This window comes from Roseomonas aeriglobus (assembly GCA_016937575.1).
GTDB classification, from domain to species: domain Bacteria; phylum Pseudomonadota; class Alphaproteobacteria; order Sphingomonadales; family Sphingomonadaceae; genus Sphingomonas; species Sphingomonas aerigloba.
Genome location: JAFHKN010000002.1, coordinates 782,593 through 804,532, shown reverse-complemented (window position 1 = coordinate 804,532; position 21,940 = coordinate 782,593). Strand labels below are relative to the sequence as shown.

Annotated in this window: 26 protein-coding genes and 1 tRNA gene; 10 read left to right on the top strand and 17 right to left on the bottom strand. The window is 66.2% G+C overall.

From position 1 onward, the window contains the following. Positions 1–139 precede the first annotated feature (139 nt). The 4 genes from JW805_04370 (at position 140) to JW805_04355 (ending at position 3,001) form a co-directional block, all read left to right on the top strand. Positions 140–856: a hypothetical protein gene (locus JW805_04370; protein ID MBN2971247.1), complete on the top strand. Its 717-nt coding sequence runs from the start codon at positions 140–142 to the stop codon at positions 854–856. Positions 857–917: 61 nt separating this feature from the next. Continuing rightward, entirely contained in the window at positions 918–1,805 is an 888-nt protein-coding gene (locus JW805_04365) for a 3'-5' exonuclease (GenBank protein MBN2971246.1), read from the top strand. A gap of 62 nt (positions 1,806–1,867) precedes the next feature. Further along, positions 1,868–2,368, top strand: a complete 501-nt coding sequence (locus tag JW805_04360) for a hypothetical protein (protein MBN2971245.1) — start codon at positions 1,868–1,870, stop codon at positions 2,366–2,368. A 15-nt stretch (positions 2,369–2,383) separates the two neighbouring features. After that, positions 2,384–3,001, top strand: coding sequence for a hypothetical protein (locus JW805_04355; protein MBN2971244.1), 618 nt, complete (start codon positions 2,384–2,386; stop codon positions 2,999–3,001). A gap of 330 nt (positions 3,002–3,331) precedes the next feature. On the opposite strand, the gene JW805_04350 is transcribed toward JW805_04355, so the two are convergent. From JW805_04350 to folK, 4 genes are all read right to left on the bottom strand, one after another. Continuing rightward, the gene (locus tag JW805_04350) at positions 3,332–4,363 is read right to left on the bottom strand and encodes a serine/threonine protein kinase (protein MBN2971243.1); all 1,032 of its coding nucleotides are present in this window, start codon (positions 4,361–4,363) and stop codon (positions 3,332–3,334) included. Next, positions 4,363–4,833 (bottom strand): hypothetical protein, encoded by a 471-nt coding sequence (locus tag JW805_04345; GenBank protein MBN2971242.1) that lies wholly within the window; start codon positions 4,831–4,833, stop codon positions 4,363–4,365. Before JW805_04345 ends, JW805_04350 begins: the two co-directional genes overlap by 1 nt. Before the next feature lie 232 nt (positions 4,834–5,065). Continuing rightward, a tRNA-Lys gene (locus JW805_04340) sits at positions 5,066–5,141 on the bottom strand. Then, positions 5,132–5,629 (bottom strand): 2-amino-4-hydroxy-6-hydroxymethyldihydropteridine diphosphokinase, encoded by a 498-nt coding sequence (gene folK / locus JW805_04335; protein MBN2971241.1) that lies wholly within the window; start codon positions 5,627–5,629, stop codon positions 5,132–5,134. Before folK ends, JW805_04340 begins: the two co-directional genes overlap by 10 nt. A 22-nt stretch (positions 5,630–5,651) precedes the next feature. Here folK and JW805_04330 point away from each other — a divergent pair, with 22 nt between their 5' ends. Next, complete coding sequence (locus tag JW805_04330) at positions 5,652–6,296, top strand: uracil-DNA glycosylase (protein ID MBN2971240.1); 645 nt, start codon at positions 5,652–5,654, stop codon at positions 6,294–6,296. 164 nt (positions 6,297–6,460) lie between these two features. On the opposite strand, the gene JW805_04325 is transcribed toward JW805_04330, so the two are convergent. Further along, entirely contained in the window at positions 6,461–7,270 is an 810-nt protein-coding gene (locus tag JW805_04325) for a hypothetical protein (GenBank protein ID MBN2971239.1), read from the bottom strand. Between the two features lie 38 nt (positions 7,271–7,308). Next, positions 7,309–8,154: an N-carbamoylputrescine amidase gene (gene aguB / locus JW805_04320; GenBank protein ID MBN2971238.1), complete on the bottom strand. Its 846-nt coding sequence runs from the start codon at positions 8,152–8,154 to the stop codon at positions 7,309–7,311. Positions 8,155–8,258: 104 nt separating this feature from the next. On the opposite strand from aguB, the gene JW805_04315 reads away from it, so the two are divergent. Further along, on the top strand, positions 8,259–8,630 hold the full coding sequence (locus JW805_04315; protein MBN2971237.1) for a glycine zipper 2TM domain-containing protein: 372 nt from the start codon (positions 8,259–8,261) through the stop codon (positions 8,628–8,630). 43 nt (positions 8,631–8,673) lie between these two features. Here the strand turns inward: JW805_04315 and JW805_04310 are convergent, their stop codons facing one another. From JW805_04310 to JW805_04295, 4 genes are all read right to left on the bottom strand, one after another. Then, entirely contained in the window at positions 8,674–9,018 is a 345-nt protein-coding gene (locus JW805_04310; GenBank protein MBN2971236.1) for a hypothetical protein, read from the bottom strand. Positions 9,019–9,025: 7 nt separating this feature from the next. Beyond that, entirely contained in the window at positions 9,026–9,997 is a 972-nt protein-coding gene (locus tag JW805_04305) for an agmatine deiminase family protein (GenBank protein ID MBN2971235.1), read from the bottom strand. Between the two features lie 44 nt (positions 9,998–10,041). After that, positions 10,042–11,709, bottom strand: a complete 1,668-nt coding sequence (locus JW805_04300) for a M28 family peptidase (protein ID MBN2971234.1) — start codon at positions 11,707–11,709, stop codon at positions 10,042–10,044. 64 nt (positions 11,710–11,773) lie between these two features. Further along, the gene (locus JW805_04295; protein MBN2971233.1) at positions 11,774–13,567 is read right to left on the bottom strand and encodes an NPCBM/NEW2 domain-containing protein; all 1,794 of its coding nucleotides are present in this window, start codon (positions 13,565–13,567) and stop codon (positions 11,774–11,776) included. 180 nt (positions 13,568–13,747) lie between these two features. Here JW805_04295 and JW805_04290 point away from each other — a divergent pair, with 180 nt between their 5' ends. Further along, complete coding sequence (locus JW805_04290; GenBank protein ID MBN2971232.1) at positions 13,748–15,751, top strand: alpha/beta fold hydrolase; 2,004 nt, start codon at positions 13,748–13,750, stop codon at positions 15,749–15,751. A 107-nt stretch (positions 15,752–15,858) separates the two neighbouring features. On the opposite strand, the gene rpsD is transcribed toward JW805_04290, so the two are convergent. From rpsD to rpiB, 7 genes are all read right to left on the bottom strand, one after another. After that, entirely contained in the window at positions 15,859–16,473 is a 615-nt protein-coding gene (gene rpsD, locus JW805_04285) for a 30S ribosomal protein S4 (protein MBN2971231.1), read from the bottom strand. Positions 16,474–16,637: 164 nt separating this feature from the next. After that, positions 16,638–16,904, bottom strand: coding sequence for a hypothetical protein (locus JW805_04280; protein ID MBN2971230.1), 267 nt, complete (start codon positions 16,902–16,904; stop codon positions 16,638–16,640). 85 nt (positions 16,905–16,989) lie between these two features. Beyond that, positions 16,990–17,718, bottom strand: coding sequence for an RNA methyltransferase (locus JW805_04275; protein MBN2971229.1), 729 nt, complete (start codon positions 17,716–17,718; stop codon positions 16,990–16,992). Positions 17,719–17,760: 42 nt separating this feature from the next. Then, complete coding sequence (gene nrdR, locus JW805_04270; GenBank protein MBN2971228.1) at positions 17,761–18,222, bottom strand: transcriptional repressor NrdR; 462 nt, start codon at positions 18,220–18,222, stop codon at positions 17,761–17,763. A gap of 8 nt (positions 18,223–18,230) precedes the next feature. Next, a complete protein-coding gene (locus tag JW805_04265; protein ID MBN2971227.1) occupies positions 18,231–18,404 on the bottom strand; it encodes a hypothetical protein in 174 nt (57 codons plus the stop codon). Positions 18,405–18,411: 7 nt separating this feature from the next. Next, entirely contained in the window at positions 18,412–19,722 is a 1,311-nt protein-coding gene (locus tag JW805_04260; protein MBN2971226.1) for a serine hydroxymethyltransferase, read from the bottom strand. Further along, the gene (gene rpiB, locus JW805_04255) at positions 19,719–20,171 is read right to left on the bottom strand and encodes a ribose 5-phosphate isomerase B (protein MBN2971225.1); all 453 of its coding nucleotides are present in this window, start codon (positions 20,169–20,171) and stop codon (positions 19,719–19,721) included. Before rpiB ends, JW805_04260 begins: the two co-directional genes overlap by 4 nt. Positions 20,172–20,357: 186 nt before the next feature. Here rpiB and JW805_04250 point away from each other — a divergent pair, with 186 nt between their 5' ends. From JW805_04250 to JW805_04240, 3 genes are all read left to right on the top strand, one after another. Beyond that, positions 20,358–20,894, top strand: coding sequence for a fasciclin domain-containing protein (locus JW805_04250; GenBank protein ID MBN2971224.1), 537 nt, complete (start codon positions 20,358–20,360; stop codon positions 20,892–20,894). 80 nt (positions 20,895–20,974) lie between these two features. Further along, positions 20,975–21,478, top strand: a complete 504-nt coding sequence (locus JW805_04245) for a hypothetical protein (protein MBN2971223.1) — start codon at positions 20,975–20,977, stop codon at positions 21,476–21,478. Beyond that, positions 21,471–21,929 (top strand): DUF3429 domain-containing protein, encoded by a 459-nt coding sequence (locus JW805_04240; protein ID MBN2971222.1) that lies wholly within the window; start codon positions 21,471–21,473, stop codon positions 21,927–21,929. The genes JW805_04245 and JW805_04240 overlap by 8 nt, the downstream gene beginning before the upstream one ends. Positions 21,930–21,940 lie beyond the last annotated feature (11 nt).

Sequence of the window (21,940 nt, the reverse complement as noted above, 5' to 3'; positions counted from 1 at the left end):
ACTCGAAACGGCATAAGCAGAAAAACGATTCGATATATCTAGAAGGGTTGAATAATGGAAACCCTGTAGCTACTTCAGTGTTGCACCCGTCTTTCCGCCGGCGGGAGCGCATGAAGGGATCGGCGGAGGGAGACGACGCATGAACATGATGACGATGTTCGATGTGCCAGCCGAGGCGGCGATGCCGCCCGTGCGCTACGAAGACCCGCTGGGCCATGACGCCCCCGGCGACGCTGCCGTCCTGACCACCCGCCGCGGTCTGGTCCGCCTGGCGCTCGTCGCGGCCGAGACCGGCGCGAGGTTCCAGCGCGAGGGCGTGGCTCACGACCCGATGAGCTGGCTGCTCGCTCCGCGGGCGCTGTTCGAGGGGGCCAGCGCGATCGACGCCTGCCTCGCCCGCCAGTCCTGCCTGCGCGGCATCCTGGTCCACGGGCTTTCGCTGGGGCTGGACGCGGACCCGGACGTGGTCGACGAGCTGGCGGCTGACGACGACGATGAAGCTGCCGTCGACGCGGAGCGCTACGGCGCCCAGATCCTTCCGTTCGGCCGCGTTGCGGAACCCGAGCCGCGACTCTTCACGGCCACGGTCGTCTCGCACGACGGGTTCGAGAACGTCCAGGCGTTCCACGCCTCGCTCGCGACCGAGGAGGCCGAGGTCGCGGGCCGCCTCTACTGCCGGATGGGCGCGGCCTCGGCCGACGCGCGCATCGTCGCCGGCTTCGATCCGGCCGATCCGCTGGTGGCCGCGCTGGTCTCCCCCGCGATGTGCGACACGCTCGCGCTCGTCGCGGCGGATCCCGCTTCGCCGCTGGCGGCGGGGCTCGACGTCAACGTCGAGCAGCGCTTCCTCGCCTGAGCCGTCGCGCCCGGCCGCTCGGGCCGGGCGCCACTCGAAGCACTTCATCATCGGAGGTCACATGCGGGACGAGGATCTCGCCGAGGCGGTGCTGCGCGTGATCGAGGGCAGCGACGACTTCAGGCTGCTGCGCCGGCTCAAGCTGCCGGCCGGCCAGACGGGTGCCGGTTCGCTGGAAGCCACGCGCGTGGGTATCGCCATCGATACCGAGACGACTGGTCTCGGCCCGGACGACCGCATCATCGAGCTTGCGGTCCGGCGGTTCCGTTTCGACGAGGACGGCGTCATCGTCGCCATCGACCAGCCCTATTCGTGGCTGGAGGATCCCGGCCGCCCCCTTGACCCCGACGTGTCCCGGCTGACCGGGCTGGTGGACGCGGAGCTCGCCGGCCAGGCTCTCGACGAGGAGGCGGCCATGAAGCTGCTGCGCTCGGCGGAGTTCGTGGTGGCGCACAACGCCGGTTTCGACCGCAAGGTGTTGGAGCGCCGCCTGCCGCAGGCGGCCGGCCTCGCCTGGGCCTGCTCCTGCGCGGAGGTGGACTGGCGCGCCGCCGGCTTCGAGGGCGGCCGGTCGCTCGGCTGGCTGCTGGTCCAGATCCATCGCTTCCACGGCGCGCATCGCGCCGGCGACGACGTCGACGCGCTGATCGCGCTCCTTCGCCACGAGCTGCCCACTGGCCGCACCGCTCTGGCCGAGATGCTGGAAAGCGCACGCGCGCCGAGCTGGCGCTTCCGCGCGGTCGGCGCGGCGTTCGACGCGAAGGACGCGCTGAAGGCCCGCGGCTACCGGTGGGACGGCGAACGCCGCTGCTGGTGGCGCGAGGTCGCCAACGGCGCACGCGACGCTGAGAGCGAGTGGCTCGAGGTGCACGTCTATTCGGGCGGCGCGGGCGGGACGGAGACGGGCCCCTTCGTCGAGCGGATCACCTGGCGGGAGCGCTACGCATGACGCACGGATTCCCCGGAAGGGACGCCGACACTCATCTCAGCGTGCAGCCCCGCGAGCGTGCGATGCGCGCGATGGTGGCGATGTTGGGCCATCGCGAGGCCGACTGCATCTACGGCGGGGTTCGCGTTCCGAACGCATACCGCATCGTGGGCAAGCCGTTGATCGTGACCGCCGGCGACCACGTCGAGCCGCTCGACGTCGCCACGTTGCGCCCGCTGGCGCTCCGCCACGGCTGCGACGTCCTCGCCACGTTCGTCGATCCGTTCCGCTCAGGCCACCGCTTGCTGTTCGACGTCGTGCTGCACCGGCCCACCGCGACCGTGCATTATCCGGAGTATCAGCTGTGGGTCAGGAACGGGTCCTGGCCGATGTTCTATCCGCTTCGCGAGAGCGGCGCGGTGATCGGCGCCGTGGGCGGCCGCTTGTTTAGGATCGCGAAGCCCACGCCGATCAGCAGGCAGAAGCGCCTCGTCGGAATCACGCTCGGCACCGCCTTCATGCACGACTGCGTGCTCGGCGGCACGCCGTTCGAGCATCCGCTCGACCAGTGGGTCGGGCGGTAGATCAAGGAGATCGAGATGAACGTCCACCCGGCGAAGCTGCTGATCCTCTTCCCGATGTATGAGCCCCATGGCGTCCGTCAGCGGCTGTCCGCGATCGACGACGCGCTGGTCGTCCACCGCGACGTCGAGGGTCGCTTCCGGTTCGCAATGCGCGACATGACCAAGCTGGGGCCGCGCAGCTACGCCAAGTGGCTGATCCGCTTCGCCGCCGATCTCGCGGCCGGCTACGTCGCGGTCGTGGTAGGCCGGGACGCCTTCCTGGCCGACATCGAGCGGCTGGCTCGCGATCATGTCTCGGCGACGGATCGCGACGCGCTCGAGCTCGCCGTCCAGGCGATCACCGAACGCACGCGGCACCAGATCCTCGATCCCGTCGAGGGCGATGGCGATCGCGAATGCCAGCTCTATCGCACGGTGATCGTCCGCCGCCCGAAGCGCTCGGGCAAGAGGGACTGGTCGCGTCACGGTGTCGAGTGCATCAACGGCATCCCCGTCCCGCGCGTCGAGCAGCTCTGGCGCGTCTACTGCGGGGAATGGTGCGACGTGCGCGGGGCGCAGCACGGGCTCGCGGCGTGGAAGGACTGGGCGCGCCGCAACCGTCCGGACTTGCCCTCGGCGGACGAGCCCAGCTGACCAGATGCTGTGTTCGATGCCTCGCTAAGGTCGCGTCGGAAGCGGCGCTTGACAGCTGCACCGGAATGATTCACGTTTTGTTCACAGCTGGGTCCATAGAAGGCGAGGTGCCATGCGTCGCAAGTCGCCCGATCTCACGATAAGCCAGCCGCGCTGTCGCAACTGCAGGCGGCTCTGGCGACCCCCGTCGGGGGTCGTGGCCGACAAGTCCTACTGCCCGAGATGCAGCGACGAGCGTCGCGCCGTTTCGGCGTCCTACTTCGGGCTCCGGCCGATCGTCGCGGCCGATCTCGTCGGACCTTATCTGCTGCCGAGGCGATCCCGGCCTAGCTAGACGTCGAAGAAGGTTTCCAGCTCTCGCACCACCTGGCTGCGGGAGATCTGTCCTGACGAACCGCCGAGGGTCATAGTTCGGCCCTTGCCGGTCGGCTCGCTCCATGCAGTCCACTCGTGCTTCTGAGCGGAATGGCGCTTCCATTCGACGATGACCCGCCGGATTCCCTTGGTCTGCTCCCATCTCACCAGCTTGTCGGTGACGCTGCACTCCCAGCTGGGCGCTACGGGCAGCGTGGCGAGTCCCTTGAGAACCGCCGCCGCGTTCTGCTGGCGCTTGGCCGGATCGTCGTTGAGCGTCTTGCGGATCAGGCGACGCCAAGCCTTCGGCACATGTGGCAGCCATTTCAGCGAATCGGCGAAGCCACCGTTGGCGATCACGAAGCGTGGACTCGGCGAAGCGTCATACCAGTCCTTTCCGTGCAGCAGGCGGTAGAGCGTCATCCCCAGCGCCCACACGTCCGTTTTGACGCTGGTGCCCTTCCCCTGCCACACTTCGTAGGCGACGTGGTCGGAGTAGCCCTTGTCGGATGCGTAGCCGAGAATGATGTTGTCGGTGACCAGTCCGAAGTCGCTGAGCTGCGCCACGCCCTTCTGATCGATCAGGATGTTGGCCGGCTTGATGTCCCGGTGGATCATTCCGCGCGAGTGCAGGACGCCGAGACCGAGCGACACTTCGGTGCCGGCTTTGCGGACGGCGGCAAGCGTCATCGGGCCGGCCTTGAACGGCTTTTCGAAGGAGCCGCCGGGACAGAATGCCATGCAGATTGCGACGCTCTGCCCGTCCGGCGCCTCGACGACGTGGTGGATCTGGACGACGTTGCGATGCGCGGCCTTCGCCAGGTTCTTGGCTTCTGAAAGGTCCTGCTTGAACTGGTCCCAGGTCGCGGGGGTGTATTCGGCAGGATCGAACTTGATGATCTTCACCGCGACGTTGCCGTGTGCGGGGTCGACGGCCTCGAACACCTCGCCGAAGTGGCCGTTGCCGAGCTTGGCACCGATCGTGAGATTGGAGATGAAGCCAGCCACTATGCGTTCCTGGCGGCGATCAGAAGCATGGCGGTCTCACGGCTCATCTTGCGGAGCGGCTGTCCGGTTGTCTGCGCGGCCCAGAACGCGTCGTCCGCGCAATATTCGTCGACCTTGCGTTCGCCGTAGGACTTGCTGACCGCTGCTTTGGACAGGGGTTTCACGGTGCACAGGCCGCCTGCCGCAGCCATGACGACGCCCCTCACCTCGGCGCTGGTGAGCAGGCCCAGCTTCGCCGAGCCCTGGCCGGTCACAGCGCTCGCCTTGATCACGACGGTCTCTATGCCGTTCTCCTTGACGTAGTCGGCGCACTGCTGGTGGAGGACGCTGTAGGCTGTCGCGCGGTCCCCCTTGTGCACCTTCCATGTGTCATCGGACAGGATGACGATCGGGCCGCTGGCTGGAATCTCGGCGTCGACGACGCTGATCGAATCCTTGGAGGCGTTCAGCCCCAACCACCGCATCGTCATGTCCGCTCCGTCGTCGTTGACCGGCGATCTTACACGCGTGGCGACGAGTGTGAAGGCGAGCGCGCTCGCGCGGTGCGCCCGAGACCTGTGGTTAGCTGTCGGAAGCTCATCATGCTGGCACCGCGGCCGCTTGCGGCTGGTTATCACCAGCTGCATCCGCGCTCGGCACTCTCGTGTCACTAAGTTGCCAAAGTGACAGTGTTAAAGTGCCGACGCGTGTCGAGGAGGGCCGTGGTGGGTCCGCCGGGGCTCGAACCCGGGACCTCTCGATTAAAAGTCGCTTGCTCTACCGACTGAGCTACGGACCCCAACCACGGATGGCCCGACTAGGGGCCGGACGACGAACGGTCAACCGGGCAAGCAGTTGCCGAACCGTCAAACCGCTGACGGGATCGCGCCAGTCGGGGGCGATCGCCACGAGCGGGCCGAGGACGAAGTCGCGCTCGCGGAAACGCGGGTGGGGGATGGTCAGGGCGCGGTCGGACCAGACGCCACCCGACCAGAGTATGATGTCGAGGTCGATCACCCGCGCCGCCCAACGCTGCCCCCGCCGACGCCCGAACGCCTGTTCGAGTCGCTTCAGCCGGGCGAGCATCACCGGTGGCGCCAGGTCGCTGTCGATGAGGGCGACGGTATTGGCATAGCGCCGCAGCGACGGCCCGACCGGCGCACTCGCCATCACCGGCGCCGCCCGCCCACCGATCAGGCGCAGCGCCGCGCGGACTTCCGCCTCTGGCCGCCCGTGCCGGCCGGCGCGGTTGGACCCGAGCGCGATCACATAGCTTGTCGTCGCCATCGCCCCCGCCTACCCGAGGCGCATGCTGAGCGCCACCGAGCCACCCCGCGACTGCCCGCGCTGCCCCCGCCTCGTCGCGCTGCGGGACGCCGTTCGCGCCGAACATCCTGACTGGTGGAACGCCCCCGTCCCCGCCTTCGGCGACCCGCACGCCTGGCTCGCCATCGTCGGACTGGCGCCCGGCAAATATGGCGCTCACCGTACCGGCCGCCCCTTCACCGGAGACGGCGCCGGGCCGCTGCTGTTCGGCACGCTGGGCGAGCATGGCCTGGCGGAGGGCACCTATGACGCCCGCCCCGACGATGGCTTGCGGCTGACCGGCGCGATCATCCTGAATGCCGTCAAATGCCTGCCGCCGGAAAACAAGCCGACACCGGAGGAGGTCCGCACCTGCCGCCCGTTCCTGGACGCGCAGCTCGACGCGCTGCCCAACGTCCGTATCGTTGTCGCACTCGGTCAGATCGCCCATCAGTCGGCAGTGAAGGCACTGGGCGGCAAGCTCCCCAAATGCCGCTTCGGCCATCTCGCTGAACACCGCATGCCCGATGGCCGTATCCTGATCGATAGCTACCATTGCTCGCGCTACAACCAGAACACCGGTCGCCTGACGCCGGACATGTTCGCTGCCGTCTTCGCCCGGGCCAATATATTGCGCGAAATCAAGTAGCGGAACGCTGAGCGGTGAGTTCACGTTGACGCCCCCGACAGAACAAGGGGACCTGCAATGCGCAAATCCGCCGCTTACGGTTCGGACCTCATTCTCGCCGGTGTGCTCGGCCTGACCACTCTGGCGCTCCAGACCTACGCCTATCTGATCGGCTGAGCGGCGTATCAGCCGGCCGGGATCAGCGACCCCACGTTCCTGACTGCCAAGGCCCAGCGGTAGGTCGCGTCGGCGATATACAATCGGAACTGCAGCCAATCCATATACACGCGCGGCGCGCCGCCGACACACTCTCGGTGCCGATCGATCATGCGAACGCTGATTCGATACAGCTCCGACCGGCCGGCGGTATTCACGATGCGTCGCGTGGAGTCCGGGTCTCGCTGGACGAAGCACGTCGCGACCTTCAGATAGGAAATGTCCGTCGCAATACGCCGCCGGTTGCGAGGTGCCTCGCGGTCGCGAAAGCGCTGCTGCACCGCCGGATCGGCAAGCTGCTCGCGGGTCAGGACCAGATCGGGCGCGAATGTCTGCAGCGCCCGAAGCATGAAGGCACCGCGGTACATGATGCCCATCTCCCGTTCGGAGGCCGGAAACGGATCCGACAGATAGGCGACCGTCTGCGACCCCATGCCGCATGTCGCGGTCTTGCGGATCAGCAGGCTCATCTGCCGATCATGAGCGCTCGAATTGAACTCGCCATCGACGACCGCCCGCAGCGCCGCCACGTCGAACAAAGGACCCGACGTCGCGCACCGCGCCGCACCGAGGGCGCCTTCGTAAAAGGTAATCGTGTTGTCCGGGTCGTACCCCGGCGCCGAAAAGCCTTTCGGAGCGATCTTGCGCTCTTCCTTCGTCAGCGGGCGTTCGCCCTTGACGACGACATCAGGCGGCGTCGTCGGTTGGACTTCGCTCTGCTGGGCCGTCGCCTGATCGGCGAGCAGAAGCGCAACGATCGTCAGCACCAGGGTCCGCATGAGGCCACTCCGACATGATCGAAGACAAGCCTAGCCGATCAAATATCCTGCACAAGCCGCCCATAAAGTTCCGGGCGACGATCGCGGAAGAAGCCGAAGGCGGCGCGGTGGCGGCGGACGCGGTCGAGGTCGAGGCTGGCGGTGATGACGCCCTCTTCCTCGCGGTCCAGTTCGGCCAGGATATCGCCGCGTTCGTCGGCAATGAAGCTTGTGCCGTAGAATGTCTGGCCGTGCTCCACCCCGACGCGGTTCGCCGCGACCACCGGCACGACATTCGACACGGCGTGCCCGACCATCGCCCGGCGCCACAACCGCGCGGTGTCGAGCGAGGTATCATGCGGCTCGCTGCCGATCGCGGTCGGGTAGAACAGGACCTCCGCGCCCATCAGCATCAGCGCACGCGCGGTTTCGGGATACCATTGGTCCCAGCAGATCCCGACGCCGAGCTTGGCCGGGCCATCCCATACCTTGAAGCCGGTATTGCCGGGCCGGAAATAGAATTTCTCCTCATAGCCCGGACCGTCCGGGATGTGGCTCTTGCGGTAGACGCCCTGCACCGCCCCGTCCGGGCCGATCATCGCCAGCGAATTATAGTGATGCGGCCCGTCCAGCTCGAAAAAGCTCGTCGGAATATGGACCTTCAGTTCCTGCGCGAGCGCCTGCATCGCGATTACCGCCTTGTGCTCAGCGGTCGGCTTGGCGGTCGCGAACAGGCCCTCGTCCTCGATACGGCAGAAATATTCACCCTCGAACAGTTCGGGCGGCAGGATAACCTGCGCGCCGCGCGCCGCGGCCTCCCGCACCAGGCGGGAGACATTCGCGATGTTGGCATCGATATCGTTCGAAAAGGCGAGCTGCAGCGCGGCGACGGTGATTTCGGTCATGCCGCGCCATGTAGGGGATCGCTGGCCGGCTGCAAAGGCGTGTGAACCAACCTGCCGCACCGGGCGTTGAGCCGGCTTCCTACCCCCCCCAGGAGACCCGCTCGATGAAGATCATGCTGGCCGCACTTGCGGCGACCATTGCCACGGTGCCGCTTGCCGCACCGACCCCGGCCCAGGCGCAGAACCGCGATTATCGCTGGCAGGGCGATCGTCAGGATTGGGACGCATCGCGGTCCTACCGCGAGGGCCGCTATCGCGAGCGCCGGCTGACCCGGAACGATCGCATCTACCGCGGGCGTGACGGTCGCGCCTATTGCCGTCGCAACGACGGCACGACCGGACTGGTCATCGGCGGCGTCGGTGGCGCGGTGCTCGGCAACCTTGTCGGCGGGGGTCTGCTCGGCACGCTGGTCGGCGGAGGCGGCGGTGCGCTGCTCGGCCGCGAGATCGACCGCGGCAAGGTGCGCTGCCGCTAACGCCTCCGGAAGCCCCGGCATGATGATCGTGCCGGGGTTGTCCCTACCCGGCGTCCGCGCCCAGTTTCCGCAGCCAGATAACCGCCTGCTTGGGCTCGCCGACCGCATTGGGACCGACCGGTCCGCGCGCCGCGAGAAATTCGGGATGCAGGGCGAAGGGCTCCATGCCGAAACGCGCGCGTATCGCGTCGATCTCTGCAGCCGTCTCGTCCAGTTCCGCTAACACCGGCGCGATCGCCTTCTGCTGGTGCCGGTCCTTCTGATGCGCGAACAGCCCCCACTGCCCCGCCGCCGTCCGACGCAGGGCCGCGATCAGCATCTCGCGATATTCACCCTCCAGTTCGACGCGGCGCTCGTCGAGGCGTTCAAGCCGATCGGCCTTGGACACGCGTGCCTCAGCGGCTCGGCAACTGCTGGCTGATGCAGTGGAAGCTGCCGCCCCCGGTCAGGATCGCGTCGGCGCGGAAGCCGACGGCCGTGCGCCCCGGGAACAACGCCTGAATCGCGGCGACGGCCGCCTCGTCGTTCGGCTGGCCGTACAGCGGCACCACGACGGCGGCGTTGCCGATATAGAAATTCATGTAGCTGGCAGGAATGATCTCTTCGTCGTGGTTGAGCACCCGGCCCGGTGAGGGAATACGCACGACCTCGACACCGAACGCCTCGGCGCGAGCCGCAGCGTCCTGATAGATCCGCCAGTTCGGATCGTTCTCTGCGGCCTCGGGGATCGCCAGCCGGTTCTCGCCGACGAAACGGGCGAGGTTGTCGACATGGCCGTCGGTGTGGTCGTTGAGCAAGCCGTCACCCAGCCACAGCACGCGAGTCAGCCCCAGATCCGCAGCCAGCCGCGCCTCGACCTCGTGCTGCGACATGCGGGCGTTGCGGTTGGGGTTGAGCAAGCACTGCTCGGTCGTGACGACGAGGCCGGTGCCGTCGCCGTCGATCGCCCCACCCTCGAGCACCCAGTCGCAAGTCTCGACCGTCAGCCCGCGCGCCTCGGCCAGGCGCGTACCGATCGTATCGTCGCCCTCCAGGTCGTACTTGCCGCCCCAGCCGTTGAAGCGAAAATCCCGCGCCACGCCGTCGCCACCCAGGATCGGGCCGGTGTCGCGCAGCCAGATATCACCGAACGGCTGGACCACGACCTGCGCGAACGGGGCAAGTCGCCGCGCCGCCGCCGCAGCTTCATCGTCCGCAGCGACCAGCAATACGCGTTCGCCCCGCCCGTCCGCATGCACCGCCCGGGCAAAGGCCACGACTTCTTCGCGCGCGGGATCGAGATCATCGAGCCAGAGCTCGCCGTGCGAGGGAAAACCGATCCAGACCGCGTCGTGCGGTGCCCATTCGGGGGGAGGTGGCAACGTCATGTCGCCCCCTTACCCACCCGCTCGCCGCTTGTCATTGTCCGCGATCACCGCCCCGCGCGCGAGCGGTCGCGGATGGCGCGAAATTCGTCACCCTTCACCCAGTTCGGCCAGTCCTTGCCCTCGGCAAGCTCACGGCCGACACGGTAATAGAGGCGCAAATCACCGGCGACGCCGTCCCAATTCCAGTTCGGATCATATTCGTCCTTGGGCCCGTGGTAGCGATGCTCCTCGTAATCCTTAGCCGCTGCCGCGCCCGCCGCGCGTCCGCCGGTGACCAGATCGTCGCCCCCTTCGAAATACAGCATCGGCACGCCCTTGCGCGCGAATGCGAAATGGTCGGAGCGGTAGTAGAAGCCCTTCTCCGGCGTCGGCTCGATCGTTGCGACGCGCCCTTCGGCAGCCAGCGCGCGATCGAGATAGGTGTCGAGGTCCGACTTGCCCTTGCCGATGACCACGACGTTCTTCGCCGGCCCGGCCATCGACAGCGCGTCCATGTTGACCCCGCCGACCGTCTGCGCAAGCGGTACGACCGGATTCGCAGCATAATATTGCGCGCCGAGCAGGCCCGATTCTTCCGCGGTCAGCGCGATGAACAGCTGGCTGCGCGGGGTCGGCCCGGCCTTCACATTCGCCTCCGCCAGCGCAACAAGCGCCGCGGTGCCAGTCGCATTGTCGACCGCGCCATTGCAGATATCGTCGCCGTCCGGCGCCTTTTCGCAGCGGCCGAGGTGATCCCAATGCGCGGTATAGAGGACGTATTCGTCCTTCTGGGCAGTGCCCGGCAACAGCGCGACGACGTTCTTCGACATATGCTTGCGCGTCTGGTTGTCGAACGCGACCGACGCAGTGACGCCCAGGTTCACCGGCTTGAAGCCCGGCTTCTTCGCTGCGGCACTCAGTGTCGCCAGGTCCTGTCCGGCCGAGGCCATCAGCGCCTTTCCGATGTCGTTCGAGATCCAGCCGATCGCGGTCGACTGATCCGGGTTGCCGGGCGACCCTTCCGCCACCTGCTGCGCGCCGGTCCAGCTCGACTGGACGACGTTCCAGCCATAGGCGGCTGGCACGGTGTCGTGGACGATCAGGGCGGCGGCGGCGCCTTGGCGTGCGGCTTCCTCGAATTTATACGTCCAGCGGCCGTAATAGGTCATCGCACGGCCGTTGAAGGTACCGCCGAGCCCTTGCGTCTCATAGTCCGGATCGTTGACGAGGATGACAACCGTCTTCCCCTTCACGTCCAGCCCGGCATAGTCGTTCCAGCCCTTTTCCGGGGCATTGATGCCGTAGCCGACGAAGACGACCGGCGAATCCTTGATGATCGATCGCCCGCCATCGGTGCGATAGGTGCCGACGACCATCTGCGCGCCGTAGGTCGCGGTCACTGGCGCCTTGCCGCCGTTGAAGCTCAGCGGCGTCACGTTCTTCGCCGTGATTTCGACCATCGGCACGTCCTGGAACCAGCTGCCTTTGTTGCCCGGCTTCAGGCCAAGCTTCGAGAATTCGGCGACGAGCAGATCGAGCGTCTTCGTCTCCCCCGCGGTACCGGGGGCGCGGCCTTCGAATGCGTCCGACGACAACTGCTCGACGACACGCTTCATCGTCTCGATCGGCGGCTGCACGACACCGGATGCGGATCGCGCCTGTTCGGCGTTACCTGAAGAACAGGCCGCAAGTAGCGACGACAGCGCGGCGGTCAGGACGAAAGGCAGGCGCATCATAAAGTCCTCGGCAAATGTTGCCGGACCCTAAGTCCCGATGGCGCCGGCGGCAACGGTCCAGCTAGCGGACGAACCGCACGTCGTGCCAGGCGAACTCGGTCAGTGCCTTCGTGGCGGCCGGTGCAACAAGTTCGATCTCGCGCACACCGCGGACGGTGACGGTGATCGGCCGACCGCTGGTCGTCGCCTGGCCGCTCGCCAACAGCCGCCCGTCGCCCCGGATCGCATAGCGGCCCATTCCGTTTTCCACCCGCGGATCGAGCGTCACGCGCGAGAATTCACGGTTCAGCCGGACCCGAACCGACGAGCCCGCCGTCACACCCAGCCCGTTGCGATCGTGTCGCCCGGCATAGAACAGCGGCGCGCCGTATGGGCGATAGCCGATCTGGGCGAGTACCCATTGCCGCTCCGGTGAGCGATCCGGCGCCTTGTAGCCGACATCCGCGACATCGAACCGCGCTGGAATATCGGCCGGACGCATGACGCCCGTCTCGGCCGGACGCCCATCGACCAATAGCAGCATCGTCTCCCGTGGCGCCAGTCGTGCGGTCAGCCGGCCGCCGGCCGTCGCAACCGGTCGTCCGGTCCATACGTCCCGCACGCGAAGCCCCGCCGCGGCGAGCCCGATGTCGGCCAGCGTCGCCGACACGGTCAGCGGCGCATCGCCACGATTGACCAGCGCGACCGCCTTGCGCCCCCGACCGGCGAGCGCCTTCGCCAGCACCTGCGCATCCCCATCGCGGCTGATCACGACGCCCTGGTTGCCCGCCGGATCCTGATTGATCGCGATGACGGCGCGGTTTCGGATGACGTCGAGCATGGCCGGCGATGCACGTCGCAGGTCGTTCCCCAGGATCAGCGGCGCAGCGATGACCGCCCATAGGCTCATGTGCGCTCGCGCCGCGACCAGATGCCGGTCGTCGAATTCACCGTTTCCGACTTCCAGCATGTCGGGGTCGTTCCAGCGCCCCGGCCCGGCGAACAGCGCGCGCGACGCCGCGCTGTCGAAATTGAACAGCATCGCTTTCCAGGTCGGGTTGATGTCGAAACTGGTGCGCCACATCTGGCCATAGCGGTGGCCCCAGTCGTTGACGTCGGCCTGCCCCCACGCGCAGATCGAGATCACCGGATCGCCCGTCCGGCTTGCACGCTTCGCAGCCTGCGCGAAGCTTGCATATTCGCGGGCAAGCGCTCTCGCGTCTGACACCTCGGGCTGTTCGCGGATGATCAGCTTGGGAAAGGCACGGAACTGGCCACGCTTTACCTCCTCGACCTCCGGGCCGAAATCGGCGGCGCCACAGGCATCGATTTTGACGAAGTCGAACCCCCAGTCAGAAAACAGCAACGCGGCGTCGGCGCCATGATGGCCGTATGTGCCGATCTCTCGCTGCAGAACCGTTCCTTCGGGCAGGTTGCGCGCGCCGGGGCGCCAGCGCTGCGAACAGGCATTGCGACCGATATCGGTATAGATACCGGCCTTCAGACCCATTTTGTGCAGCCGATCGACGAACGGTCGCAGGCTGGTCCGGCCATCGGGCATCCGGGCGGAGGGGTACATGCTCGTCCGCACCGCGATCGTTCCGTCGTCGCGTCGCAGCCACCAGCCGTCGTCGACATTGACGTAGCGATAGCCGAGACCGGCCAGGCCCAGCGACACCATCAGTTCGGCCTGGGCGATCACGTCCGCTTCGGAATAGGCGAGGTCGAAGGCATTATAGGGATTCCATCCCATCGGCGGGGTCGCCGCCGTGATGGGCGCCGCAATCGGTGCGCGGAGAGCTGGTGACGTCCGTGCAAAGGCGGCGATAGACATCGCGCTGACCAGCGCGGTCGCGGCCAAGATCGATAGACGCACGCTTCCTCTCCTGATTTCGTCGATGCCACGACCTGATCAGCGATTTACGTATACTGTCAGACAAAAGTCCATCCGCGTTGGGCACGGGGCGTTGCATCGAACCAAATTGGCTCAGTCAAGGCATTGGCCGATCAGGAACCGGCCGCTAGCATCCTAACGGAAAGTAAGCGGAGTAACTTAATGACAAAGAAAGGCCGGCGACGGACATGGGCGGCTGGTGTCGTCTCGATCGCGCTCATGACCTCCACTGCGCTCGCGCAATCAGGTACGCGCTTGTCCGATGACGACGCGGCGGCTGTATTCGGCGCACGCGAGAACCTGCAAAGCGTCAGCCTGTCGCCGGACGGTAGTAAGGTCGCCCTCATCGTTGCCGGCCCGGGACGAAGTTCGCTGCTGATGGTCGGCGACTTGGTTGCCGGCGGACCGCCCAAAACGCTGACTCGCGCAAGTGGCGATCCCGATCGGCTGTCGCGCTGCGATTGGTCCAGCCAGACCCGGCTCATCTGTTCGCTCGCGTTTCGACAAGACGTCGGTGGCCAATATCTCTCGTTCAATCGCCTGATCGCACTGAATGCCGATGGCACCGACCTGAAAATGGTGACGACGCCGGACAGCGACCGCGCGCTTGGCGTGCGCCAGCATGGCGGCACGCTGATCGATTGGGGTAACGACGCCGCCAATGGCAGTGCGCTGATCACCCGCGAGTTCGTGCCGGACATGTCGACCGGCACGCGATTGGCCGAAACTCGCCGCGGACTGGGTGTCGAGCTGGTCGACACTGTCTCCCTGAACCGGCGCATCGTCGAACAACCTCGTCAGGATGCGGTCGAGTATCTCAGCGACGGATACGGAACCGTCCGGATCATGGGCCTGCGCGGACCCGACGTGGGGGGCTATGCCAGCGCGAAAATCCTTTATCAGTATCGCAAACCCGGTAGCCGCGACTGGAGCCGCCTGAGCGAGTTCGACGTCACGACGCAGACGGGCTTCAACCCCTATGCCGTCGATCGCGACCTGAATGTCGTCTATGGGTTCGAGAAGCAGAACGGCCGCCAGGCGCTTTTCAAGGTCGCGCTGGATGGGTCTCTGCGCAAAGACCTCGTCCTTGCCCACGACCAGGTTGATATCGACGGCCTCATCCGGCTCGGTCGGCATCAGCGCGTGGTCGGAGCCAGCTACGTCACCGACCGCCGCACCGCGGAACTCTTCGATTCGGCCGTCGCAGCGATGCGCGCGACGCTCGGCCGCTCGCTTAAAGGGAGCATGTTGAACGTCGTGGATTCAACCGCAGACGGCACGAAGCTGCTCGTCTTTTCCGGGAGCGACGTCGATCCCGGCCGTTACTATCTGTATGACAGATCAGCCAAGCGCCTGGAGGAAATCGCTGCGGTTCGTCCGCCCCTGGGCAAATTGACGCTCTCCCCGGTGCAGGCGGTGCGCTACCCGGCCGCGGATGGAACGCCGATCCCGGGCTATCTTACTCTTCCGCCCGGCGCGACCAGCGCACGCGGCTTGCCGGCGATCGTGATGCCGCATGGCGGACCGGGCGCGCGCGACGAGTGGGGATTCGACTGGCTGTCGCAATTCTACGCAAACCGCGGCTACGCTGTGTTGCAGCCGAATTTCCGCGGATCGTCCGGCTATGGTGACGCCTGGTTCCAGAAGAACGGATTCCAGTCGTGGCGAACGGCCGTCGGCGACGTCAACGACGGGGGGAAGTGGCTGATCGCGCAAGGTGTCGATCCAGCGAAACTGGCGATCATCGGCTGGTCCTACGGCGGATATGCCGCGCTGCAATCGGCCGCTCTCGATGCCAACCTGTTCAAGGCAATCGTCGCGATCGCCCCGGTGACCGACCTTGACCGACTACGCGAGGAAGCCCGCGGCTACACGTCCTTTGCGATGGTCGATACCTTTATCGGCACGGGCGCGCATATTCGCGAAGGATCGCCCGCACGCAATGCTGCAACGATCAAGGCCCCGGTCCTGATGTTCCACGGCACGCGCGACACCAATGTCGGCAATGCGCAGTCGCGTCTGATGGCGGACCGGCTGCGCGACGCGAACGCGGTGGTCGATTATGTCGAATTCGACGGACTGGATCATTATCTCGACGATGCGAGCGCCCGCACCCGGCTGCTGAGCCAGTCGGATGCGTTCCTGCGCAAGGCTCTGAAACTATAGCGCAGGTCGCGATTGCGCTGGCGCGTCACCAATGAAAAAGGGGCGATCCCGACTGGGACCGCCCCTTTTCTTGACGAGGTGGGCACGCCCACCCGGTCATGCTTCGCTTAGCGCGAATAGAATTCGACGACCAGATTCGGTTCCATCTTCACCGGATACGGCACTTCGTCGAGCGTCGGCACGCGCGTGAAGGTCACCTTCGCATTGCCGTCCTGCGCGACATATTCCGGCACTTCACGCTCGGCGAGGCCCTGCGCTTCAAGCACCAGCGCCATTTCCTGCGCCTTCGAACCCAGGGTGATTTCCTGGCCCGGGAAGACGCGGCGCGACGCGACGTTGCACTTCACGCCGTTGACGCGGATGTGGCCATGGCTGACCAGCTGGCGGGCCGCGAAGATCGTCGGCGCGAACTTCGCGCGATAGACGATCATGTCCAGCCGCTGCTCGAGCAGCCCGATCAGGTTCTGACCCGTATCACCCTTCATGCGGGCCGCTTCCTGATAGCAGGCGCGGAACTGCTTTTCGGTGACGTCGCCGTAATAGCCCTTGAGCTTCTGCTTGGCGCGCAGCTGGATGCCGAAGTCCGACATCTTGCCCTTGCGGCGCTGACCATGCTGGCCGGGGCCATATTCGCGCTTGTTGACCGGGCTCTTCGGGCGACCCCAGATGTTCTCGCCCATCCGGCGGTCGAGCTTGTACTTGGCGCTGGCGCGCTTCGACATCGTAAATTCCTTGCAATCGTTATGACGTTGGTCCCGGTCTCCGCCGAGCCTGCCAAGGCAGGCGCGGGCCACCACTTCACCGGGGTGTGGGGCCATTGCGAAGCGGCGCGCCTAGCTGGCGCAAGCCGCGCGGTCAAGTCCGTGTGAACGCGGCAGTATCGGGTTCAGGGCATGCGCGGCAAATCGATGGAGCTAGGCCCCACTCCGCTGCCGCGCATCCCGAGCGAATCGACCATCCGATTGTTCGGATCGATGTCCCGATTATAGATCTGCCACTGCGAAGCGGTCTTGCACGTCCGGCTCTGGCCCAGCCGAGATCCTGTTCCAAGATGATCGCGTTTGCAGATCATCTTTTCCTTCTTCGGTGCTTCAGGCTTGTCCGCCACCTGGGCCGGAGACGCGAGCAACAACATTACGACGGCAATCATCACGTCCATCCTCTTGTATCAGGAGGATCATTCCAGAATTCGACAGGATTGCAAGAACGGATCGCGATCGATCTTCGGCGTTCCGAGGTTATTCGCGCGGGCGCTTCTTTCCCTCCAGCGCCGACAATACACCGCGCAACGTCCGGAGTTCCTGGCTCGACCAGCCGGGCTTGGTCAGTAGACTGCGGAGCGTTCGACGCGTGGCGGGCACGCGGTCGGGCGGAAAGTAGAAGCCGGACGCGCCCAGCATTTCATCCAGTTGGCCGAACATGCCCTCCCATTCTTCCTGCGGGGCAGGCGGGTCGAGATCGACCGCGGGCGGACTTTCCAGGCTTTCGCCCTTCGACCATTCATAGGCCACCAGAATCACTGCCTGCGCGAGATTGAGGCTGCCGAACTCCGGGTTGATCGGCACGGTGACGATCGTGCGGGCGAGCGCAACGTCATCGGTTTCGAGGCCCGAGCGCTCCGGCCCGAACAGGATCGCCGAGGCGCCGGGGCCCGCGTGGATTTCGCGCGCCGCGACTTCCGGGGTTACGACGGGCTTGGTCACGCCCCGCTTTCTGACGGTCGTCGCATATACGTGGGCGCAGTCCGCGACCGCGTCGGCGACGGTGTCGAAGACCCGGGCGTTGGCGAGCACGACGTCCGCGCCCGACGCCGCCGGCCCGGCCTGCGGGTTCGGCCAGCCGTCGCGCGGGGCGACGAGGCGCATGTCGGTCAGCTCGAAATTGAGCATGGCGCGGGCCGCTTTGCCAATGTTCTCGCCCAGTTGCGGGCGAACGAGGACGATGGCGGGCGGCGGAATAAGCGTCATGACAATGGCGCCTATCGCCGCGCAGGCCGTCTCGACAAGCCCCTACCCCCGGCCCGCTTCCTCAACGCTCCCGGCAAACGCCTCGAAATCGCGGGCTTCGGTGAAGTCCTTATATACGCTCGCGAAGCGAATGTAGGCGACCGAGTCGAGCGCCTTCAGCCCGTCCATCACCAGCTCGCCGATGCGAGTCGAGGTCACTTCCGCTTCCCCGCTCGTCTCCAGCTGCCGCTGGATGCCGCTGACCAGCTGTTCGATCCGATTGCCCTCGATCGGCCGCTTGCGGCACGCGACCGAAACCGAGCGAATCAGCTTGTCGCGTTCGAACGGCTCGCGGCGATTTTCGCTCTTCACGACCGTAAGGTCGCGCAGCTGGATGCGTTCGAAGGTCGTGAAGCGTGCGCCGCAGGCCTCGCACTGGCGGCGGCGGCGGATGGCCGCCCCGTCTTCGCTGGGGCGGCTATCCTTTACCTGGCTGTTTTCATGGGCACAAAAGGGACAGCGCATTCAATACCTTACTTGTTGCGCTTCATATACGCATAGCCGGCGCCGGCGAGCGCGCCGATGATCGGACCAACGAACGGCACCGGGATCGCGACCACGGCGCCGAGCGCACCCCATTTCGCCATGCTCTTGCCGAGGCCCGGCGTGTTCTTGATGTTGGACTGGACTTCGTCGAGCTGCGACATGTCGGGCTTATCCTTGATAGATCGGGAACCGCGCGCACAGGGCACGCACACGAGCCTGAACGTCCGCCTCGACCTTAGGGTCCCCGGCTTCGCCGGCCGACTTCAAACCGTCCAGGACGTCGGCGACCATGTTGCCGATCTCGCGGAACTCGGCGGTGCCGAACCCGCGGGTGGTGCCGGCGGGCGATCCGACGCGGATGCCGCTGGTCTTCATCGGCGGCAGCGGATCGTTGGGGATGCCGTTCTTGTTGCAGGTGATGCCGGCGCGCTCGAGCGCTTCGTCCGCGTCCTTGCCGGTGATGCCGAGCGGTGTGAGGTCGACGAGCGCGAGGTGCGTGTCGGTGCCACCCGAAACGAGGTTCGCACCGCGTTCCTTGAGCGTCGCCGCCAGCACCTTCGCGTTTTCCACGACCGCGGCGATATAGCCCTTGTATTCGGGCTGCAGCGCTTCGCCGAACGCAACCGCCTTGGCGGCGATGACGTGCATCAGCGGGCCACCCTGCAGCCCCGGGAACACCGCCGAATTGATCTTCTTGGCGATGGCTTCGTCGTTGGTCAGCACCATGCCGCCACGGGGGCCGCGCAACGTCTTGTGCGTCGTCGTCGTCACGACGTCGGCGAACGGCAGCGGCGACGGGTGGAGGCCGCCGGCGACGATGCCCGCGAAGTGCGCCATGTCGACCATCAGCTTCGCACCCACCTTGTCGGCGATGGCGCGGAAGCGTTCGAAGTCGATCTGGCGCGGATAGGCCGAGCCGCCGGTGATGATGAGGGTCGGCTTGTGCTCGATCGCGAGACGTTCGACCGCGTCATAGTCGATCAGGTGGGTGTCGGGCGTCACGCCGTACTGGACGGCGTTGAACCACTTGCCGCTCATCGCCGCGCGCGCGCCGTGCGTCAGATGGCCGCCGGCATCGAGGCTGAGGCCGAGTATGGTGTCGCCCGGCTTGGTGAGCGCGAGCATCACCGCACCGTTCGCCTGCGCGCCCGAATGCGGCTGAACGTTGACGTACCCGCAGTCGAACAGCTGCTTGGCGCGATCGATCGCCAACTGCTCGACTTCGTCCGACGGGTGGCAGCCCTGGTAATAGCGCTTGCCCGGATAGCCTTCGGCGTATTTGTTGGTGAACACCGACCCTTGAGCCTCAAGCACCGCCTGAGAGACGATGTTCTCGGACGCGATCAGCTCGATCTGAGTCTGCTCGCGGGTCAGTTCGTGCTGGACGCCCGCGAAGACCGCCGGGTCAGCTTCGGCCAGGCTGCGGGTGAAGAAACCATCTGGCTGCACATCATTGGCAGCGGCGGGGTTCGTGCTCATGCGGCGTCTCCAGCGAGAGAGGGATTGGTGAGTTTGGCGACACGACCGACGTGACGGTCGCCTTCGAAGTCGGTCGACAGGAAAGTGGCGATGCAGGCCTGCGCCATTTCGACGCCGACCAGCCGCGCGCCGAGCGCAATCACATTCGCGTCGTTATGCTTGCGCGAAAGAGCGGCGGACAGAGGCTCCGACACCAGCGCGCAGCGGCAGGCGGGCTCGCGATTGACCGCGATCGAGATGCCGATGCCCGACCCGCACAGCGCGACACCGCGATCCGCATCGCCGTCGCGGATCGCGCGGGCGATCTTGTAGCCGAAGTCGGGGTAGTCGACCCGCGCGTCGCTGTCGGGACCGAGGTCGAGCACGTCATGCCCCCCCTCGCGCAGCCAGGCGGCCAACGTCTGCTTCAGGGCGAACGCGGCATGATCCGCGGCGATGGCGATGCGCATGGTAGCGACTTCGAATCCTTGCGAAGGGTTTCGGTGGGCTCGCGCGGGCTCCTAACGCCGCCAGCGTACGAAAGCCAGCCGCGGATGCATCCATTGCCCGATCCGCGACGTATTTGATTTCGAGCAAGGGGCAGATCAATCATTTCTAGGAGTGACAGGATGACCAAGACCCTGATGCGCGGCCTGATGGCCGGTGCCGCGCTGGCGATGACCGCGGCACCGCTGGCGGCGCAGAACATGGCTCGCAATCCGACCGTGGGCGGCGCGCCGATGTCGGCGAACAAGACGATCGTCGAGAACGCGTCTGCCGCGCCGAACCTCAGCACGCTGGTGACCGCGGTAAAGGCCGCCGGCCTGGTCGACACGCTGTCGGGCCCTGGCCCCTTCACCGTCTTCGCGCCGACCAACGCCGCTTTCGCCAAGCTGCCGGCCGGCACGGTCGACACGCTGGTGAAGCCCGAAAACAAGGCGCAACTGACGTCGATCCTCACCTATCACGTGGTGCCGGGCCGCATCACCGCGAACGATATTGCGAAAGCCGCCGCAGCGCATGGCGGCACCGCAACGTTCAAGACGGTCAATGGCGGCGAACTGCGCTTCATGAAAGCGGGCAAGGGCTGGCACGTCATGGATGCCAAGGGCGGTCATGCGATGATTACCACCGCCAACGTCATGCAGTCGAACGGCGTTGTTCACGTCATCGACAGCGTGCTGATGCCGTAAGGCATCGGTGTCGGAACCCGGGCGGCGGAACCCTCCGAACGTCGCCCGGGTTCTTGCCCTGCATCAATGGAGCCCGCGACATGAAGCCTGCCGCCCCGATCGCTCTCGCCCTGTCCGTGCTGCTCGCGGGCTGTTCGTCGCAGCCGGCAAACGAGACGCAATCCGGCGCAGTGGCGGAGAACACGGTCGAGGAAGTGATGCCGTCCGAAGGCGCTGCGACCGAGGAAGAGGCGATGACCGCCGCCGAGGCCAATGCGGCGGTCGGCAATACCGCGGTCAACCCGGCCGATACGGCAAAGCTGGAGCGCGACTATCTGGGCCGCTGGGTCGGGGTCGAGGGCATGATTCTGACCGTCGCGGCGAAGCGGGGCGGCGGTGTCACGATGGACATGCGCTGGGGCCTGGACGACGACATGGCCGGCACGTTCGACGGATCGGTGACGGCCGAGGGTCTGCGCTTCATGCGCAATGGTGTCGCGGAAACCGCCGTCCCGAGCGACGGCGACGCGACGGGCCTGAAGTGGCTGGCGGGCAAGAAGGACTGCCTGACCGTCAAGCCAGGCGAGGGATATTGCCGTGACTGAGCCGCGCGTGGGCGGGGTCGCCCGCGCGCTGGGTTTCGCAGGACTGGCGCCGGCTGTCGCCGCCACGATTCTTATTGCCTTGGGCGAACCCGGCGCGGCGATCGTCAGCGTCGGCTATGCGCTGCTGATCCTAAGTTTTCTCGGCGGAATCTGGTGGGGTTTCGCCATGCGAACGCCGACTCATCAGGCAGCGCTTGCCGCCATCGCCGTCGTCCCGAGCCTGGCTGCGATGGCGCTGGGCGCTGGCGTCATGATATCGCAGGGCTCAGGCTGGTCACTCGTCGCGATCGGTGTCGCGCTGATGCTGACGCTGCCGGTCGACCGCTGGCTGGTACGCCGCGGCATGGCACCAGCCGGCTGGATGGCACTCAGGGTTCCCCTGTCCCTTGGGCTCGGCGCGGTGACGATTCTGGCCGGCGCGCTTATCGGACAGCCTGTCGTTCAATATTAGGGCGGGCCTGC

Excerpts from the sequence above, each read along its gene's own strand:
- JW805_04305 (MBN2971235.1), bottom strand. The coding sequence starts at position 9,997 with ATGACGTTGCCACCTCCCCCCGAATGGGCACCGCACGACGCGGTCTGG.
- JW805_04345 (MBN2971242.1), bottom strand. The coding sequence starts at position 4,833 with ATGACGATGCGGTGGTTGGGGCTGAACGCCTCCAAGGATTCGATCAGC.
- JW805_04265 (MBN2971227.1), bottom strand. The coding sequence starts at position 18,404 with ATGTCGCAGCTCGACGAAGTCCAGTCCAACATCAAGAACACGCCGGGC.
- JW805_04275 (MBN2971229.1), bottom strand. The coding sequence starts at position 17,718 with ATGACGCTTATTCCGCCGCCCGCCATCGTCCTCGTTCGCCCGCAACTG.
- JW805_04250 (MBN2971224.1), top strand. The coding sequence starts at position 20,358 with ATGGCCGGTGCCGCGCTGGCGATGACCGCGGCACCGCTGGCGGCGCAG.
- JW805_04355 (MBN2971244.1), top strand. The coding sequence starts at position 2,384 with ATGAACGTCCACCCGGCGAAGCTGCTGATCCTCTTCCCGATGTATGAG.
- JW805_04260 (MBN2971226.1), bottom strand. The coding sequence starts at position 19,722 with ATGAGCACGAACCCCGCCGCTGCCAATGATGTGCAGCCAGATGGTTTC.
- rpsD (MBN2971231.1), bottom strand. The coding sequence starts at position 16,473 with ATGTCGAAGCGCGCCAGCGCCAAGTACAAGCTCGACCGCCGGATGGGC.
- JW805_04290 (MBN2971232.1), top strand. The coding sequence starts at position 13,748 with ATGACAAAGAAAGGCCGGCGACGGACATGGGCGGCTGGTGTCGTCTCG.
- JW805_04330 (MBN2971240.1), top strand. The coding sequence starts at position 5,652 with ATGCTGAGCGCCACCGAGCCACCCCGCGACTGCCCGCGCTGCCCCCGC.
- JW805_04360 (MBN2971245.1), top strand. The coding sequence starts at position 1,868 with ATGCGCGCGATGGTGGCGATGTTGGGCCATCGCGAGGCCGACTGCATC.
- folK (MBN2971241.1), bottom strand. The coding sequence starts at position 5,629 with ATGGCGACGACAAGCTATGTGATCGCGCTCGGGTCCAACCGCGCCGGC.
- JW805_04370 (MBN2971247.1), top strand. The coding sequence starts at position 140 with ATGAACATGATGACGATGTTCGATGTGCCAGCCGAGGCGGCGATGCCG.
- nrdR (MBN2971228.1), bottom strand. The coding sequence starts at position 18,222 with ATGCGCTGTCCCTTTTGTGCCCATGAAAACAGCCAGGTAAAGGATAGC.
- JW805_04365 (MBN2971246.1), top strand. The coding sequence starts at position 918 with ATGCGGGACGAGGATCTCGCCGAGGCGGTGCTGCGCGTGATCGAGGGC.
- JW805_04325 (MBN2971239.1), bottom strand. The coding sequence starts at position 7,270 with ATGCGGACCCTGGTGCTGACGATCGTTGCGCTTCTGCTCGCCGATCAG.
- JW805_04245 (MBN2971223.1), top strand. The coding sequence starts at position 20,975 with ATGAAGCCTGCCGCCCCGATCGCTCTCGCCCTGTCCGTGCTGCTCGCG.
- JW805_04315 (MBN2971237.1), top strand. The coding sequence starts at position 8,259 with ATGAAGATCATGCTGGCCGCACTTGCGGCGACCATTGCCACGGTGCCG.
- JW805_04300 (MBN2971234.1), bottom strand. The coding sequence starts at position 11,709 with ATGCGCCTGCCTTTCGTCCTGACCGCCGCGCTGTCGTCGCTACTTGCG.
- rpiB (MBN2971225.1), bottom strand. The coding sequence starts at position 20,171 with ATGCGCATCGCCATCGCCGCGGATCATGCCGCGTTCGCCCTGAAGCAG.
- aguB (MBN2971238.1), bottom strand. The coding sequence starts at position 8,154 with ATGACCGAAATCACCGTCGCCGCGCTGCAGCTCGCCTTTTCGAACGAT.